This is a genomic window from Paenibacillus hamazuiensis, from assembly GCF_023276405.1.
Classification (GTDB): Bacteria; Bacillota; Bacilli; order Paenibacillales; family NBRC-103111; genus Paenibacillus_AF; species Paenibacillus_AF hamazuiensis.
On the sequence record NZ_JALRMO010000001.1, the window covers coordinates 475,289 to 492,710 of the forward strand.

Genomic DNA, 17,422 nt, shown 5'->3' on the forward strand with positions numbered 1-17,422 from the left:
TGCCAGGTTTCAGACCGTAAAGAAAGTGATTATGGTTAAAAGCAATGATACAACGGTCATAGCTAACAAGGGGCGCAAGGCTTTCGTGCGCAAATCCTTGAAGCTCACATTGAGTCCCAGACCCACCATGGCCATCGTTAAGAGAAAAGTTGTAACATCTGCCACACGGTTCATCACTTGGGCCTGAATAATGACCGATTTCCCGATCATGTAGCTTCCGACCAAACTCATCAAAATGAATCCGACAAGAAACCAAGGGAATTCGATTTTGGCCTCGCTCGATTTCGTCTTTCCCTTCCGCTTCATCCAAACCATCAGAATAAAGCTGAGCGGAACCAGCAGAAACACGCGGCCCAATTTAGCCAGCAGGGCATCCGCCAAAACGTCTTGACCGGCCGGGGCGGCGGCTAATGCCACATGTGCAATCTCATGAAGGCTTACGCCCGCCCAAATTCCGTAGCTGACCGCCGAAAAAGGGACAAACGGACGAATAAAGGTATAACCTATGGCAAAGATGGTTCCCATGAGTGCGATAATTCCGGCCCCCATTGCCGTATCCTCTTCTTTGGCTTTCAAAATCGGCGACACTGCCGCAATCGCTGCAGCTCCGCATACGCCGGTTCCGATCCCCAACAACAGGGAGAGGGCACGATCCGCTTGGAGCCATTTTGCCAGGAGCACGGTGGCACCGATGGCAAATACAATCGTACCCGTGTCCCGAACCAACAGCCAAAGTCCTTGGTGCAAAACGACATCGATATTCAGCTTTAATCCGTATAGAATGATCGCGCAGCGCAGCAATTTTTTGGCCGAGAACTGAATGCCCGGGCGAATCGCTTCCGGATAACCCGCGACTTGCCGATACATGACCGCGATAAGAATGGCGCATGCAAGCTGTCCCATGCGATCAAACAGCGGCAATTTCGACAAGCCCAACCCCAATAAAGCGATCGCAAAAGTAAAAGCAATTCCCCCGAGCCGCAGCCGGTCCCGGGATGTGTTCCGGTTTGCGCGCAGATGGGCCTCCTTTCCCACGATATGGAATGAATCGGTTATTGCTGCAGCCGATTTTTGGATGTCCATATTTTCCACCTCCACCTTCTAACATAGCCAAAGTATAGTGGAGTTTCATTGATAATAAAAATACATTATAATTATGATGATAATAAGTTTATGGTTATGTATCTTACGGGACGGGTGAAAGGGTTATGGATCAACAACTGCTTGCTTTTGTGACGGTGGCCGATGAACAAAACTTTACGCGCGCCGCGGAAAAACTTTTTATCAGCCAGCCTGCGATCAGTCAGCACATTCAGACGCTTGAACACAGGTTTGATGTGAAATTATTCGACAGAACCAATAAATACGTGCGTTTGACAAAAGCCGGTGAGGTGGTTTACCATCATGCAAAGGAAATTTTAAGCAGATATGACCAAATGGATCGGCTTATTAAAGATCTGAAAGAGGAAGCCAGCGGATCGCTGTATATCGGTGCCAGCTTTACATTCGGGGAATACGTTTTGCCTCACATCATTGCCGGGTTTCGCAGCTCATACGGCAAGATCATTCCCGTAATATCCATCGACAACACCATTACCGTAGTGAAGCAGGTTGCCGAAGGAACGCTGGATATCGGGATCATTGAAGGAAAATCCGTGCATGATAACAACGTCGACGTGCGCCCTTTTGCAGAGGATACGGTTGTGATCGTCGGCGCATACAATCATCCGTTAGCATCCCGGAAACACATTACGGCCAATCAGATGGAGAACGAAAACTGGATTATTCGGGAACGCGGTTCAGGTACGAGGGAGATTACGGATCATGTTTTTAGAACTTACGGCATTCAGCCCAAATCGGTAGTGGAATACAGCAGCTCGCAAATGATCAAGGAATCGGTGGAAGCGGGGCTCGGTCTTACTGTATTATCAAAGTGGGTTGTACGCAAAGAGCTTATGTGGAATACGCTTTGCGAAATTCGATTCATGGATACCCCTGTAGAAAGAAAATTCTCCATCGTGGTAAGGAAATCGAATTTTCAAACGAAAGCAACTCAATTATTTGAAAAGTTTCTGCATGAACAATCTCCCGGGATCAATAGGCTGATGAAAGAGCATGGAGTGGAACAGACAGCCGTAAATAAGGATTATTAGGATTAAAGAAAGGATGATTTTAATCATGGAAAAAAAGTTTGTAACGGTAGATTCCAACAAAATAGCTTATAAAGAAACAGGGCGAGGGGAGGCGGTCGTACTGCTCCATGGTTTTTGCGGCAGCTCATCGTATTGGGACGCCATACAAACTTACCTTCCATCGGATTACCGGTTTATTTTTCCTGATCTAAGAGGACACGGAGACTCGGATGCCCCCGACGGGTCCTATTCGATGGATGTCATGGCGGACGATATGGACCGGCTTCTTCAACAGCTGGGAGTGGAGAAAGCGACATTATTGGGTCACTCGTTGGGAGGGTATGTTTCCTTGGCATTTGCTGAGCGTCATATGGAGAAATTAACACGTTTCGGATTCATACATTCTACCGCTTTGCCCGACGATGAAAAGGGTAAGGAAGGCCGTTTGAATAGCATGAAGACCATCCGAGAACAGGGATTAAACGTATTCGTTAACGGTCTGATTCCGAAATTATTCGCACCTGCTCATGTGGAACAAATGACCGATCGGGTGGAAGCAGCGAAAAAGATTGGTTATGGGACCCATCCAGACGGGGCGATCCGCACGTTAGAAGGGATGCGGACCAGACCCGATCGGAGTCAAGTTATTCTGGATGCGAAGGTACCTGTACTGCTCGTTGCAGGCGAACACGATCAGCTCATATCGCGAGAGCGTGCTTTTTCGGCTACTAGTAACTATGCGACCCAACATGTCATTCCAAAAGCCGGACATATGAGCATGATGGAGACGCCTAAGCAGCTGGCAGAGGTTATTCATGCCTTTCTTAAAGTTTCGGGGTGAATGGATGGTATCGGAAGCACGTCCACAGCGGCTTCCATTTTTGGGCTGTTTTCAGCCGGAGCGCCGAGCGGCGGAATATGACCAAAGCGATAAGCGCTCCGAGATGCCCGAGCTGATGTACTCTCCCCATGATGCGTATACGGGAATGATGAATAAGAAAACGATAAGAACGACGATCGTATTATGTCTCGCAAGTATTTGGTAAAAATTAACATATTATGCATGGTACCTCCCAAAAGATCTTCTCTCTAGTTCATCTGAGCCACCCAATAACCTAAAGGTTCACCTACACGCACCCGGCTGCCCAATCCAAGCCCGCTACGGAACTCGAATGGTTCATTTTCCATAAGCAGGATGATGGTTGAGCCGAACTCAAAATAAGCAAATTCATCTCCTTTGTTGAGACGGAGCGAAAGAGGTTCCGTGTATTTTATGCTGCAAACGTTCATAGCGCCGACTTTAACGATCGATAGGATCCCGTACCGGTGCTGCATATAGGTAATGAGCCTTTCGTTGCGTTTTAAAACTTTGCGCATATGTTTCAAACCGAATTCATTGACCGGATATGCTTTTCCCGGAATATGGGCTGTCTCGCGAATAAACCCGCTGACGGGCGAATGGATGCGATGATAGTCGGCTGGACTCAAATATAAAATAATAAAAAAACCTCCATTGAAGTTGCCGGGTATAATTGAACGCCCCAACAATTCCCCGACTTTGTACTCCTGCCCCTTAACGCGGATTGACAAGTTGTCATGAATCCGTCCGATTTCGGTGACAGTGGCATCCACCGGGCTAACAAGCGAAGCGGTATATGGGTCGACGGGCCGCAGCCCGCTTTTCAAACGGCGGGTAAAAAAATCGTTTAACGATCGATAAGCGCTAACCGGTTTTTCAGCTTCTTCATTACAAATGGCGTAAGTTTTCGAATACCACGGAATCAGCAGACGGCTCGTCTTTGTTTTGGTAAACGAACCGATCAAACGGGAAGACCACTTATAGGACGTTAGCTCGGTCAATAAACGCAAAAAGTGCTGACTTTTCATCGGGATCGCCAACCTTCGGTAAGTTGTCAAGATAAATTGCATTATATCGGCCGTGCATTCCGGCTTCAATTACAAATTAACTATCATTATGATAGGCTGGAGCCGCGTTTGGCGAATGTGATTGATAGGTAACGCCTATCGTAATTATATAAACAATAGTATTGAACGATACGTTTCTCGCGATTTATACTGAACCGGAAAACGAAGCTCATCCGGAAGGAATTGGTTATCCACTATGGAGCAACATCGTACACCATTATTTACGGCATTGCTTGAGCATGCCAAGCGGAACCCGATTCCATTCCACATACCGGGTCATAAAAAAGGAGTAGGAATGGAAAGCGAGTTTAGAGCATTTTTGGGCGAGAACGTCCTGTCCATCGATTTAATCAATATCGCACCTCTCGATGATTTGCATCAGCCCGCCGGTGTGATTGACGAAGCGCAGCGCTTGGCCGCTCATGCATTTGGCGCAGACTATACTTTGTTCTCCGTACAAGGGACAAGCGGAGCCAATATGACCATGATCATGTCGGTCTGCGGGCCGGGCGATAAGATTATCGTGCCGCGTAACCTCCATAAGTCGATTTTATCTGCGATCGTCCTTGCCGGCTCGAAGCCCGTCTTCGTAACGCCCGAACGGGATGCAAAATGGGGAATCGATCACGGCATTTCCGTCCGTTCGGTGAGGAAGGCGCTTGAAAGGCATCCGGATGCCAAGGCTGTGCTCGTCATCAATCCGACTTATTTCGGCGTATGCACGAATTTAAAGGCGATCGTCGAACTTGCCCATCAATACGGCATTCCCGTCCTTGTCGACGAAGCGCATGGAGCGCTGCTGCACTTTCACGAAACGCTGCCGCTGTCGGCTATGCAGGCCGGGGCGGATATGGCTGCGACCAGCATGCACAAGCTTGGCGGGTCGCTCACGCAAAGCTCGCTGCTTCATATTAAAAAAGGGATCGTACAGCCCAAAAAGGTGCAGACGATTTTCAGCATGCTGACAACGACATCCACGTCCTACATTTTGCTTTCCTCCTTGGACGCGGCGCGCAAGCATCTCGCCTTGCAAGGCCGCAATTTATTGGAAAAGGCGATCAGCCTCGCCGAATATGCCAGGGAACGAATCAATGAAATACCCGGCCTCGCTTCTTTCGGCAGAGAAATATTGTGGACCGATGCGGCGTTCGATTTCGATCCGACAAAGCTTACGGTGCATGTACGGGAGCTCGGCATTACCGGATACGAGGCGGAAAATTGGCTGCGGCAGCACCACAATATCGAGGTGGAACTGAGCGATATGTACAACATCCTTTGCATCGTGACTCCGGGCGATTCGGAAGAAACCGTAGATTGCCTGCTCAAAGCTTTGTCGGAGCTTGCGGAGGTCCATCCCGTTAAACGCGATTTCCGGGAGGTGGAGGTGAACGTTCCGGATATCCCGCAGCTGACGCTTACGCCGAGGGATGCTTTTTATGGGGACACCGAGCTCGTTCCCTTAAAGCAATCGGCCGGACGCATTATGGCTGAATCCGTTTATGTGTACCCGCCGGGAATTCCCATTTTGCTACCCGGCGAGCTGATCGCGGAACAGCACATTCGTTATATCCTCGATCATTTGGAAGTCGGTCTTCCCGTAAAAGGACCCGAGGATCCATCCCTGCAAAACGTCAAGGTTGTTGTTGAAGCGAAAGCGATTTTTTAGTGCCAGGAAATATTGAAGCAAATTTTTAAGGATAATTGGGGACTTTGTTCAGAGGAGGATAACAAATGGAACAGTTATTCAAGCAAGATCCGGCTGTAGCCGCAGCCATTCGTCAGGAGCTTGAACGGCAGCGCGACAAAATCGAACTTATCGCATCCGAAAATTTCGTGAGCAGGGCTGTGTTGGAAGCGATGGGCACCGTTTTGACCAATAAGTATGCCGAAGGCTACCCCGGCAAGAGATATTACGGAGGCTGCGAGTATGTGGATATTGTGGAGGAAATAGCCAGGCGGAGGGTCATGGAGTTGTTCGGCGCCGAACATGCCAATGTACAGCCCCATTCGGGGGCACAGGCCAATATGGCCGTATATTTTGCCGCTGCCGAACCCGGAGACACGATCTTGGGGATGAACTTGTCGCACGGAGGTCATTTGACTCACGGAAGCCCCGTCAATTCGTCCGGAAGGATATATAATTTTATACCTTATGGGGTTAACCCTGAAACCTACCGTATCGATTTTGACGAAGTGCGAAAAATGGCTCTTAAACACAAGCCCCGCATGATTGTGGTGGGGGCGAGCGCTTATCCGCGCACGATTGATTTTGAGCCGTTTGCCCGGATTGCCGAAGACTCGGGTGCCTTGTTCCTCGTAGATATGGCACATATCGCGGGCATTGTCGCTGCCGGCCTGCATCCGAATCCCGTTCCGCACGCCCATTTTGTGACGACGACAACCCATAAAACGCTGCGAGGTCCGAGGGGCGGGGTGATTTTGTGCCGAAAAGCATGGGCGCAGGGTATTGATAAAGCGGTCTTTCCGGCCACTCAGGGCGGTCCCCTCATGCACGTGATTGCGGCTAAAGCCGTTTCCTTTAAAGAAGCGGCCGCTCCCGAATTCAAGTCTTATATGGAAAAAGTAATCCACAACGCCAAACATTTGGCGGAGGCGCTAATGGCGGAAGGGCTGCATGTGGTCACAGGGGGAACCGACAATCATATCGTTCTCGTCGACCTGCGGAGCATCGGTCTGACGGGCAAGGAAGCTCAGCATTTGCTGGACGGCATCGGGATTACAGTGAACAAAAATGCGATTCCTTTCGATACGGCAAGTCCGATCGTAACGAGCGGGATTCGCATCGGGACCCCTGCGGTGACAACAAGAGGCATGGGACATGAAGAAATGAAGGAGATCGCGAGGATCATGGCGGTCGCTTTAAAAAATCCGCATCGCTCGTTCCTTCTGGAGCAGCTAGGCGGAAAGGTGAAGGAAATCACCGGCCGGTTTCCTTTATACGACGCCGTTTAAACGGATAAGGAAGGGTGGGCTGAATATGCTGCCTTATGATATACGCGAATTTTTCCCGATATTGGGTCAATACATGAACGGACATCCTCTCGTTTATTTGGACAGCGCCGCCTCCGCTCAAAAGCCGATTCAGGTGATCGAAGCAGTCCGGCGATTTTATGAACGGGATAATGCGAATGTCCATCGGGGGGTTCATACGCTCGGTTCGCGAGCGACGGACGCCTACGAAACCGCGCGTGTCAAAGCGGCACGTTTTCTCCATGCGAAATCGGAGCGGGAAATCGTCTTCACCCGCGGGACGACGTCGGCCATCAATCTTGTGGCGGGCAGCTATGCAAGAGCGGTGTGCGGGAGCGGGGACGAGATCGTCGTGTCCGCGATGGAGCATCACAGCAATTTGCTTCCGTGGCAGCAAGCGGCAAAGACGGCGGGAGCCGTATTAAAATATATTCCTCTTCAATCGGACGGGACGTTTTCCATCGAAGATGCGGAAAAAACGATGACGAACCGGACGAAGGTTGTGGCGGTTTCGCACGTATCCAATGTGCTGGGCGTGGCCAATCCGGTGAAACAAATGGCGGCCATTGCTCATAGGCACGGGGCTGTGCTTGTCGTAGACGGAGCGCAAAGCGTTCCCCATATGAGGGTGAACGTTCAAGAATTGGACTGCGATTTTTATGCATTTTCGGGACACAAAATGTGCGGGCCGACCGGTATAGGAGTTTTATACGGGAAAAAGCCGCTTCTGGAGCAAATGGAGCCGATCGAATTCGGAGGAGAAATGATCGAGCGGGTCGGCTTGCACGATTCGTCGTGGAAGGAGACGCCGTGGAGGTTCGAAGGGGGCACGCCGCCGATTGCGGGCGCAATTGGCTTGGGGGCGGCGATCGATTTCCTGGGGCAAATCGGATTGGACAGCATAGCGGAGCACGACAAGCAATTGACGCGCTATGCGGTGGAGCGGTTGAAGCGAATGGAGCATTTGTCGATCTATGGCCCGGAGGATGGCCGGCTCGGGCTCGTTACGTTTAATTTGGGGGCGATTCATCCTCATGATGTCGCCACCGTGCTTGATACGTACGGGGTGGCCATTCGCGCCGGACATCATTGCTGCGAGCCGCTTATGCATCATTTGGGTGCCGGGGCTACGGCGCGCGCCAGCTTTTATATGTATAACACGGAAGAGGATGTAGATCGATTCCTGTCGGCTTTATATCAAACGAAGCAGTTTTTCAAGGAGTGACTTTCATGGATACGACCGCCAATAGTGCTCTGTTTCCGACGTATTCGAAATACCCGATTAATTTGGTTAAAGGGGAAGGTACCCGGCTATGGGACGATAAAGGCCGGGAGTATTTGGATTTTATGTCCGGACTGGCGGCATGCAATCTGGGACACGTCCCCGGGAAAGTAAAGAAGCGGCTTCAGGAGCAGCTCGAACGGGTATGGCACGTATCCAACCTGTTTCAAATCCCGGATCAGGAGAAGCTGGCGCAAATGCTCGCGGCCCATAGCTGCGCGGATCTCGTTTTCTTTTGCAACAGTGGTGCGGAAGCGAACGAAGCGGCGATCAAATGCGCCAGAAGGTATCATCAGCGGGTGCTCAAAAACGGCAGATTCGAGATCATCACGTTCGAGAAGTCTTTTCATGGCCGTACGTTAGCGACATTGACCGCGACGGGGCAGGATAAAGTCAAGGATGGATTTTTTCCTTTGCCGGAAGGGTTTGCGTATGCGCCCTATAACGATATACGGGCCGTAAGAGACTTGATTACCGATAAGACGGCGGCCGTCATGCTGGAGCTCGTCCAGGGGGAGAGCGGCGTTCATCCGGCGGAATGTGAATTTGTGACCGGGCTTTCCGAGCTGTGCAAGGAGAACGGTCTGCTTCTTATCGTCGATGAGGTGCAGACGGGATTGGGGCGCACAGGGAAGCTGTTTGCCTATGAGCATTACGGCATCGAGCCGGATATTGTTACGCTAGCCAAAGGGCTGGCCAGCGGATTTCCAATAGGCGCCATGATGGGCAAGCAAAAGCTCCGGGACGCATTTTCGGCGGGAAGCCACGCCTCAACGTTCGGAGGAGCGCCGCTTGCCTCCGCAGCCGGTCTGGCCACGTTGGAAACGATGCTGGAGGAGCGGCTTTTCGAACGCGCGGAACGGATGGGGGCGTACGCCATCCAAAGACTGACGGATCAACTGCGGCGATATTCCGTCATTCAGGCCGTAAGGGGGCTCGGACTGCTGATCGGCATCGAATGCCGCGAGCCGGTCGCCCCGATCATTTGCGAGCTGCAACGGCACGGGCTGCTGGTGCTGCCTGGAGGTTCTCATGTCATTCGGTTTATGCCGAGCCTGTATGTGAGCAAAGAAGAAATTGATCGGGCAGTGGACATTATTTGCACCGTATTGATAAGCTCCGGTTTCTTCGTTTGAATCCGCCGGCCGGAGGCCGGCGCCTGCCAGCGGCTTTATTGGCTGAAGTGTTCGCCTTTTACCGTCGCAAGCAGCTGTTCCATAAACACCCGGCTTGCCGCGCATAAATATTTGTTTTTTCGATAAACGAGGCCGATTTGGGTCGTGAGCACCGGATTTTGAATCGGGATCGTCCGAATATGCTTGTTGCCGATATAATCGAGGTAACCTTTCGGCAAGATGGTGACGCCGACGCCTTGCGCGACCATATTGACGATGGATTCCATGGTCGTCATTTCCATGATTCGCTGCGGTTTAAAATCGAGCCGGCGGCACTGCTCGTTGATCAGCTGCCGCAAAAAATACGAGCTCGGCAGCAAAACGCTCGGCGTTTCTTTTAATATTTCAAGCGTAACAAACGGTTCCTTGGAGACGGGATGGTCGACAGGTGCTGCAAGAGCAAGATTTTCTTTAAATAACGGGATCGTTTCCAGGTCGTCATGCTCCATCGGTAAATAGACGATGCCCAAATCGAGCTCATTTTGCAGAAGCCCGTCGAAAATATCCCCGGTTCGCAATCCGAGAACGGACAGCTCGATGTTGGGATAATTTTGGTGAAACCGGATTACGGTAGGCGGAAGCAAGTAATTGACTACCGTTAAAAGTGCGCCGATCTTTAGCGCCCCTCTTTTCAAGCCCTGCAGCTCGCTTATCGCGGCACGAGCCTGGGATAATTCGTGAAAAACATTATAGCTGTGATGCAGCAGCATTTTGCCGGCTTCGGTAATAACGGTTCGTTTGCCGATGCGGTCAAACAACGGTGTGCCGATTTCGTGCTCGAGCAAACGAATTTGCTGGCTGAGCGAGGGCTGGGCAATACCCAGCTTCTCAGCGGCACGGGTAAAGTGCAGCTCCTGGCATACCGCCATAAAATACTCCAATTGTTTCAATTCCATAAAGTCAGCCTCCTTAACCGGCTTCAATAATAGGAAATTACGATTATTATAATATGAATGATAAAAAATCTCTAATAGACAAGAGGAGGTAAGCGTAAATGAATAAACCGTACAACTTCAACGCAGGACCTGCCGGACTTCCCTTGGAAGTGCTGCTTCAAGCGCGCGATGAGCTTCTTGACTTTCGGGGCACCGGTTTATCCGTAACGGAAATATCGCACAGAAGCAAGCAATATGAAGAGATCAACTTCGAAACCCAGCAGCTGCTGCAGGAACTGCTCGACGTTCCTTCCGGTTATGAGGTGCTGTTTCTGCAGGGAGGTGCGAGCACGCAATTTGCCATGGTGCCCATCAATTTTTTGACCGATGGACGAGTTGCCGGTTATATACACAGCGGTACCTGGTCGGGCAAAGCGATAGCGGAAGCGGGCAAAGTGGGCAAGATCGTCATTGCGGCAAGCTCGGAAGCCGACCGGTATAAAAAGGTTCCCGAAGTGCAAGGAGTAAGCTTTCGTTCGGGGATGGCCTACGTGCATCTCACCTCGAACGAAACGATAGCGGGCATTCAGTACCGCGATTTTCCCGATACGGGCGACATACCGCTGATTGCCGATATGTCCAGCGACATCCTGTCACGGACCTTTGAGGTTTCGAATTTTGCACTTATTTATGCGGGCGCCCAAAAAAACATGGGACCTTCCGGCGTGACGGTCATCATCATTCGCAGAGATTTGCTGGACGGCATCCCCGATAACATTCCCGATATTCTGAATTACCGGATTCATGCAAAGAACCGCTCCCTTTTCCATACACCGCCAGTATTTTCCGTCTACATGGTTAACCTTGTGCTGAAATGGATTCGAAACAACGGGGGAGTGGAAGGCATGGAGCGGCGGAACCGGCTAAAAGCCGATTTGGTATATGGAGCTATCGATGACAGCGGTGGTTTTTTCGGCGGGCTGGCCGACCGGAACAGCCGGTCGATGATGAATGTTACGTTCCGCGTTTATAACGATGAACAGGAGAAGCTTTTTTTGCGGCAAGCGGAGTTGAATGGATTTGTGGGTTTGAAGGGACACCGGGATGCGGGCCATCTTCGGGCTTCGTTATACAATGCGGTTACTTATGAACAATGTAAAGCGTTAGCGGATTTTATGCGGCATTTCCAACAAAGTTTCGGGTAAACGGAGCGCTGAAGATGAGTAGGATAATAGGAAAATAACGAAAACATGGAGGAATGCGATATGGAATCGGGGACGATTGTTGTTAAGAGAGGTATGGCGGAAATGCAAAAAGGCGGCGTCATCATGGATGTGATGAGTGCAGAGCAGGCCAAAATCGCTGAAGCGTCCGGCGCTACTGCGGTAATGGCTCTGGAGAGAGTACCGGCGGACATCCGCGCAGCAGGCGGAGTTGCCCGAATGGCGGACCCGGTGCTTGTGGATCAGGTAATGAAGGCTGTATCGATACCGGTAATGGCGAAAGCGCGCATCGGCCACTACGTTGAAGCCCGGGTACTTGAAGCTCTGGGTGTGGATTATATCGACGAAAGTGAAGTATTGACGCCTGCCGATGACCATTTTCATATCGACAAGCATGAGTTTACCGTCCCTTTCGTTTGCGGGGCCAGAGATTTGGGGGAAGCATTGCGCCGAATCGGCGAGGGGGCGTCGATGATTCGTACCAAAGGGGAGCCCGGTACAGGCAACATTGTAGAAGCGGTGCGCCATATGCGCATGATGCAGGGGCAAATACGCAAGGTGCGGGGAATGAGTAAAGACGAACTTATGGCTGAGGCCAAACTGCTCGGCGCCCCCTATGAATTGCTGCTAAGTGTGAAAGAAACGGGTAAGTTGCCTGTTGTCAACTTTGCCGCCGGCGGGGTGGCGACTCCTGCAGACGCGGCGCTAATGATGCACTTGGGGGCGGACGGTGTGTTTGTAGGATCAGGCATATTCAAGTCGGAACAACCGGAGAAATTCGCCCGTGCCATCGTTGAAGCGACAACGCATTTTATGGATTTTGAGCTGATCGCGGACGTATCCAAAGGTTTGGGAGCCCCGATGAAGGGGATGGAGATATCCAAGCTCCAAGCGAACGATCGCATGCAAGAGCGCGGGTGGTAGCATAAAGAGGCGGCTGCGGGAACCGAAGTTTTGCACCGCAAGGCTGCAAAGACGCTCAACAAACATTCGGGGAATGATTCCTACACTTGGGAGATGGCTTATGAAACATGTCGAAATCCTTTCGATTAATATAGGTAAACCGAGGAAAGTACCGTTTAAAGACAAAGAGGTTTCCACCGGCATATTCAAATTTCCTGCAAGCGAATCTTTATTTTTATCCCGGTTCAACTTTGAGGGGGATGGCCAGGCAGACCTTGTTCATCACGGCGGCAAGGAGAAGGCCGTATGCGTCTACCCTTATGAACACTATCCGTATTGGGAAAAAGAATTGCAGAGAACGTTGGAATACGGGGCATTCGGAGAAAATTTAACGATTCGGGGATTGTTGGAAACGGACGTATGCATCGGCGATGTATTTCAGCTTGGAGAAGCGGTTGTGCAGGTCAGCCAGCCGCGCCAGCCATGCTACAAATTGTCCGTCAAATACGGCGCGCCTGACATGCCTTTAAAAGTGCAGGAAACCGGCCGCACGGGCTTTTATTTTCGTGTTTTGAAGGAAGGGGTTGTATCCGGGTCCGGCGGCTTGACAAGGATATTCTCTCATCCTAAAGCAATAACGGTTTCCTACGCAAACCGTATCATGCATCATGAGAAAGATCATATTGCCGGCATTCATAAAATCCTCGAAGTTGAAGAATTGTCGGTTAACTGGAGAGCGACATTTCTAAAACGTTTGGAAGGGATCGAGGCAAATCCGCGGGAAAGATTGAGCGGCAGTGAATGAGGTGAACCGGGCATGGATATACAGGATCGTTTGACTGCGATTGGGATCGGCCCTGGTCGGCAGCGACGCGTATCGCAAGGCAGTCTGCCCAGAGGCAAGGAGCTGATCTTATGACGAACCGACGGGTTTCCCACCCAGCCTGGGAAGACTGGATTTCGGTAATAAAGCCGAGGATTTTGGCTGAAAATCTTTTTTGTGCGTTTGCCGGTTACTGCCTTGCCTCCGGGTGGAATGTCGAATATTCGTCCCTGATCTTCATGATGGTGGGGACAACACTGCTCATAGCCTCCGCTTCCATGATGAATAATTATCTGGATCGATTCCGGGATTTGAACATGGCAAGGACAAGAAACCGACCTTTGCCAAGCGGGCGCTTGAAGCCCGGAAATGTACTCGTGGCCGGTATCGTGGCGGGATTTGTTGGGCTAGTCGTTCTGCTCGTATTCGTTAATCCACTCTGCATGGTTTTGGGATTGATCGGATTGTTGGTTTACGCAGTCATCTATACCGCGTGGCTTAAGCCGACTTCAACATGGAGTACATCCGTTGGAGGCATTTCCGGATCCATGCCGCCTTTGATCGGGTACTGCAGCTTCTCGAACGAGCTGGAGCTTGGCGCATGGCTGTTATTTTTCATTCTTTTTCTATGGCAGCCGCCGCATTTCTGGGCGCTTGGGATCTTGAAGAAAGAAGAATACAGGGCCGCAGGCTATCCTTTACTTCCCGTAGCAAAAGGCGTCCGCCGGACAAAAATTCAAATGCTGCCGTACGTCGCGGCCTTATTTCCCGTTAATTACTTGCTATTTGACCATAATTACGTCGGGCGCAGTTATTTGATCGTTTCCTCGATACTCCTGATCATTTGGTTTTCGAAGTGCGTAAACGGTCTGATGACGAAAGACGAAACGAAATGGGCTGCAAGTAACTTCCGATTTTCCCTCTATTTTTTAACGATGTCTTTTTTGATGATCATGATAGATACGGCACTTTGGCGACAAATATACGGTTGACTTTTTTGCCATAAATGCCTATATTAAATATGTAGCAATGCTACATAAATGGAAGGGAGAGATTGGAATGGAAAAAGCAACGTTTTATCACGCGGGGTGCCCTGTTTGCGTCGATGCGGAGCAGGCGCTTCTCGGGCTGTTTGACAAGACAAAGCTGCAGGTGGAGATTGTTCATATCGGCCAACAGACATCCCGTTTGGCTGAGGCGGAAGGTTTTGGCGTAAAGTCTGTTCCGGCTTTAGTAGTAAACGGCGCGGTGTATCACATTAACTTCGGTGCGAGCCTGGATGATTTGAAATAGTTTATTTGCTTCTTATTTTGCGGAATAGCCGGTTGGTGTATAATGGAGGGAAGAATCTCGGGAAGGAATGTTCCGAAGTGTTTGACCCTCAAAGCAGACAAAACAATCGTGCCGCAAGAGTGGCAATGGCGCTGTTTCGCATTACGCAAGGGATCAAAAAAATGACCCAAATGGAAGGAGATGCCGTCGGTCTCTCTCCCGTGCAAGCCCAGGCGCTGCTGTTCATATACCATACAAGAAGCGACATGGCTACGATGGGCAACCTTGCCGATTCCATTAGCACAACTCATGTAACCGCCGTGAAATTAATCAACAGTCTTATCGATAAAGGGCTTGTGGTAAAAAACAAAAACCAGGAGGACCGGCGAATAACTTCACTGCTGCTTACCGATAAGGGCAAGCAGGTCGTTCGCAATTTGGATCGATGGGCCGGCAGACTGGAGAACGCTTTGGAAAGTCTTTCGGCAAATGTGCTCGCTAACCTTGAAATTGGATTGGGCGGGGTCGTCGACTCTCTCAAGAAGGAAGGTTATTTGGTCGTCGCGGAACCCTGCAGGGGTTGCGTTCATTTTAGACCGGATACGGGGACACCGGAGGCGCCGCATTTTTGCGCGATGATTCAAAAGTTTTTAACCCATGAGGCGACGTTGAAAGAATGTCCGGAGCATAGCCCCGCAAGCGGAGAATAAGCCGGCACGGGCACCTTTCCAAGACGCGGATTTATGGGGCGAGAAAAAATAGAGAAACCAATCGCCGAGGGTGCATCCTCGGCGATTTGTGTTTCTGGCGCATACTTGGCGAAGAGTACGCCGCAAAACAAAAACCGTCTTTTTTTATACATCGAACCTGCGATTTATCGATTATCAACCCTATGCCGCGCATGGTATATTTCGAAGGGGTAAAGAGCCGGGAAGCTCCGTATCTTCCGGCCGCCCTTATACAATGAACTCGAGGTGTACGTCATGAAACCAAGCGTAGGGAAGCTGTTTCCGAAGCGTCAGCTGTATGCGATGCTGGCGCCTAATTTGCTGCTTTTTATAGGACTCACCGTATATCCGATCATATGGTCGCTTCGGTATATGCTGTATGATTATGACGGCATTCATCCGGCGGGATTTATCGGCCTCGATAATTTTATCCGCCTGTTCACCCGGGATCCGATATATTGGGACTCCTTGATCAATACGTTGAAGTATGCGTGCGGCAAGCTGTCCCTGATCATTCCGCTCTCCTTCCTGATTGCAATGGTGCTGAATATCCGGTTTAAAGGAAGCGCGGTGCTTCAGGCGATCATTTTCAGCCCGACGATCATGAGCTCGGCGGTTATGGCGCTCATGTTTTATTTGCTCTTCAACGTGTATAACGGCGATATCAACCGGTATTTGCTGGCCGCGGGGATCATACAGGAGCCCATCAATTGGCTCGGCTCTTCGCTAGCTATGGTGTCGGTTGTTATCGTAGCGGTGTGGGGCGGAATAGGGAACTATATGGTCTATTTTCTCGCCGGGCTGCAAACGATTCCAAAGGATATATACGAAAGCGCGGAAATCGACGGGGTCACCTATTGGCAGCGCCTGTTCAAAATTACGATTCCGATGCTCGGCCCGGTGCTTCGCGTCATCCTGATGCTGGCGATTTTGGCCGCATTTCAGGATATTCAAAGCATCATGGTCATGACGGAAGGCGGTCCGCTGGGCAAAACGCAAGTCGTGTTTCTGTACTTGTACCAATTGTTTTTCCCGGTAAGCACGTCCTCCCCCATAAAACCGGAAATCGGGTACGGGGCCGCCGCCAGTGTCGTCACCGGCTTGATATTGGGCGGAATTACGGTAATCTACCTGTGGATTTCCAAGAAATTGGATAATATTTATTAAGAGGGGGAGGATCTGCTTGAAAAAGTTAGCCGGCAAGCTGGTCATCGTTATTTTTCTTGCGGTAATGGTTGCTTTTACTTTATATCCGGTCGTGTATACGCTGCTCGGCTCGGTAAAATCCAATTTGGAGCTGCAAACGGGGGGATCCTTCTTTCCCGGCGAATGGAAATTCGGCAATTACGCGGAAGCATTCGAAAAAGCGCAGTTTATGAAATATACATGGAACAGCGTGATCTTAAGCGCACTGACGATGATATTTTCCCTCATCACCTCATCGATGGCCGGATACGTCGTCGCCCGGCATGACTTTACGGGCAAGAAGCTGCTGCTGGCCGCGTATTTGTCGGTGATGTTCATTGCGCTGGGGCCGATTACGCTGTACCCGCAGTACATGCTGATGGAAGCGCTCGGGTTGACCGGGAATTTGCTTGGGCTGGCTCTGGTGCTGACCGGCGGACAAGCGAGCAACATTTTTCTCGTGATGGGGTTTATCAAGAGCGTGCCGAAAGAGCTGGACGAATCGGCCGTTATGGAGGGGGCCAGTTATTTCCGGATTTACGCGACGGTCATTTTGCCGCTCATTCGCCCCATTCTCGGCGTCATTGCACTGTTTTCCTTCCGGCTCGCCTGGAACGATTACATTACCTCTCTCGTGTTCAGCATTCCGAATCAGGACATGAAGCCGCTGACGGTCGCCGTCGTCGGGCTTCGATATTCCGCGAATGCGGCGGCCGAGCTGCATATTATGACGGCCGGAGCGTCGATCGCGATCATCCCGATCCTGATCGTGTATATGTTCGCCAACCGCCAGTTTATCGGCGGCCTCACCGCAGGCGCGGTGAAAGGCTAGGAGTCTGCATCCAATCCGTCCGCCAGACTCCTGGCAATATTTGCCGTATCGGCGGAGCCGGATTTGTTGATATAA

General features: G+C 50.8%; 17 protein-coding genes. 14 read left to right on the forward strand and 3 right to left on the reverse strand.

Annotation, left to right across the window (positions count from 1 at the left end):
* Positions 1 to 9: 9 nt before the first annotated feature.
* The gene (locus MYS68_RS01970; protein ID WP_248924209.1) at positions 10 to 1,083 is read right to left on the reverse strand and encodes a YeiH family protein; all 1,074 of its coding nucleotides are present in this window, start codon (positions 1,081 to 1,083) and stop codon (positions 10 to 12) included.
* A gap of 125 nt (positions 1,084 to 1,208) precedes the next feature.
* Here MYS68_RS01970 and MYS68_RS01975 point away from each other — a divergent pair, with 125 nt between their 5' ends.
* Both MYS68_RS01975 and MYS68_RS01980 read left to right on the forward strand, forming a co-directional pair.
* Positions 1,209 to 2,153, forward strand: a complete 945-nt coding sequence (locus tag MYS68_RS01975) for a LysR family transcriptional regulator (protein WP_248924210.1) — start codon at positions 1,209 to 1,211, stop codon at positions 2,151 to 2,153.
* 25 nt (positions 2,154 to 2,178) lie between these two features.
* A complete protein-coding gene (locus MYS68_RS01980) occupies positions 2,179 to 2,973 on the forward strand; it encodes an alpha/beta fold hydrolase (RefSeq protein WP_248924211.1) in 795 nt (264 codons plus the stop codon).
* Positions 2,974 to 3,221: 248 nt separating this feature from the next.
* Here MYS68_RS01980 and asd read toward each other — a convergent pair whose 3' ends face one another.
* The gene (gene asd, locus MYS68_RS01985; protein WP_338043540.1) at positions 3,222 to 4,061 is read right to left on the reverse strand and encodes an archaetidylserine decarboxylase; all 840 of its coding nucleotides are present in this window, start codon (positions 4,059 to 4,061) and stop codon (positions 3,222 to 3,224) included.
* A 193-nt stretch (positions 4,062 to 4,254) separates the two neighbouring features.
* On the opposite strand from asd, the gene MYS68_RS01990 reads away from it, so the two are divergent.
* From MYS68_RS01990 to MYS68_RS02005, 4 genes are all read left to right on the forward strand, one after another.
* On the forward strand, positions 4,255 to 5,724 hold the full coding sequence (locus tag MYS68_RS01990; RefSeq protein ID WP_248924213.1) for an aminotransferase class I/II-fold pyridoxal phosphate-dependent enzyme: 1,470 nt from the start codon (positions 4,255 to 4,257) through the stop codon (positions 5,722 to 5,724).
* A gap of 65 nt (positions 5,725 to 5,789) precedes the next feature.
* Positions 5,790 to 7,031, forward strand: coding sequence for a serine hydroxymethyltransferase (locus MYS68_RS01995; RefSeq protein ID WP_248924214.1), 1,242 nt, complete (start codon positions 5,790 to 5,792; stop codon positions 7,029 to 7,031).
* A gap of 25 nt (positions 7,032 to 7,056) precedes the next feature.
* A complete protein-coding gene (locus tag MYS68_RS02000) occupies positions 7,057 to 8,274 on the forward strand; it encodes a cysteine desulfurase (protein WP_248924215.1) in 1,218 nt (405 codons plus the stop codon).
* A 5-nt stretch (positions 8,275 to 8,279) separates the two neighbouring features.
* Positions 8,280 to 9,467, forward strand: a complete 1,188-nt coding sequence (locus tag MYS68_RS02005) for an acetylornithine transaminase (RefSeq protein ID WP_248924216.1) — start codon at positions 8,280 to 8,282, stop codon at positions 9,465 to 9,467.
* Between the two features lie 35 nt (positions 9,468 to 9,502).
* Here the strand turns inward: MYS68_RS02005 and MYS68_RS02010 are convergent, their stop codons facing one another.
* A complete protein-coding gene (locus MYS68_RS02010) occupies positions 9,503 to 10,402 on the reverse strand; it encodes a LysR family transcriptional regulator (protein WP_248924217.1) in 900 nt (299 codons plus the stop codon).
* Positions 10,403 to 10,500: 98 nt separating this feature from the next.
* Between MYS68_RS02010 and serC the strand changes: the two genes are divergently transcribed.
* From serC to MYS68_RS02050, 8 genes are all read left to right on the forward strand, one after another.
* Positions 10,501 to 11,586: a 3-phosphoserine/phosphohydroxythreonine transaminase gene (serC, locus tag MYS68_RS02015; RefSeq protein ID WP_248924218.1), complete on the forward strand. Its 1,086-nt coding sequence runs from the start codon at positions 10,501 to 10,503 to the stop codon at positions 11,584 to 11,586.
* Positions 11,587 to 11,646: 60 nt separating this feature from the next.
* On the forward strand, positions 11,647 to 12,528 hold the full coding sequence (gene pdxS / locus MYS68_RS02020; protein WP_248924219.1) for a pyridoxal 5'-phosphate synthase lyase subunit PdxS: 882 nt from the start codon (positions 11,647 to 11,649) through the stop codon (positions 12,526 to 12,528).
* Between the two features lie 100 nt (positions 12,529 to 12,628).
* Entirely contained in the window at positions 12,629 to 13,312 is a 684-nt protein-coding gene (locus tag MYS68_RS02025) for an MOSC domain-containing protein (protein WP_248924220.1), read from the forward strand.
* 110 nt (positions 13,313 to 13,422) lie between these two features.
* Entirely contained in the window at positions 13,423 to 14,322 is a 900-nt protein-coding gene (cyoE, locus tag MYS68_RS02030; RefSeq protein ID WP_248924221.1) for a heme o synthase, read from the forward strand.
* 37 nt (positions 14,323 to 14,359) lie between these two features.
* Positions 14,360 to 14,623 (forward strand): thioredoxin family protein, encoded by a 264-nt coding sequence (locus MYS68_RS02035; protein WP_420852083.1) that lies wholly within the window; start codon positions 14,360 to 14,362, stop codon positions 14,621 to 14,623.
* 77 nt (positions 14,624 to 14,700) lie between these two features.
* Positions 14,701 to 15,312: a MarR family winged helix-turn-helix transcriptional regulator gene (locus tag MYS68_RS02040; protein WP_248924223.1), complete on the forward strand. Its 612-nt coding sequence runs from the start codon at positions 14,701 to 14,703 to the stop codon at positions 15,310 to 15,312.
* Positions 15,313 to 15,585: 273 nt separating this feature from the next.
* Positions 15,586 to 16,497, forward strand: coding sequence for a carbohydrate ABC transporter permease (locus MYS68_RS02045; RefSeq protein ID WP_248924224.1), 912 nt, complete (start codon positions 15,586 to 15,588; stop codon positions 16,495 to 16,497).
* 16 nt (positions 16,498 to 16,513) lie between these two features.
* The gene (locus tag MYS68_RS02050; protein ID WP_248924225.1) at positions 16,514 to 17,347 is read left to right on the forward strand and encodes a carbohydrate ABC transporter permease; all 834 of its coding nucleotides are present in this window, start codon (positions 16,514 to 16,516) and stop codon (positions 17,345 to 17,347) included.
* Positions 17,348 to 17,422 lie beyond the last annotated feature (75 nt).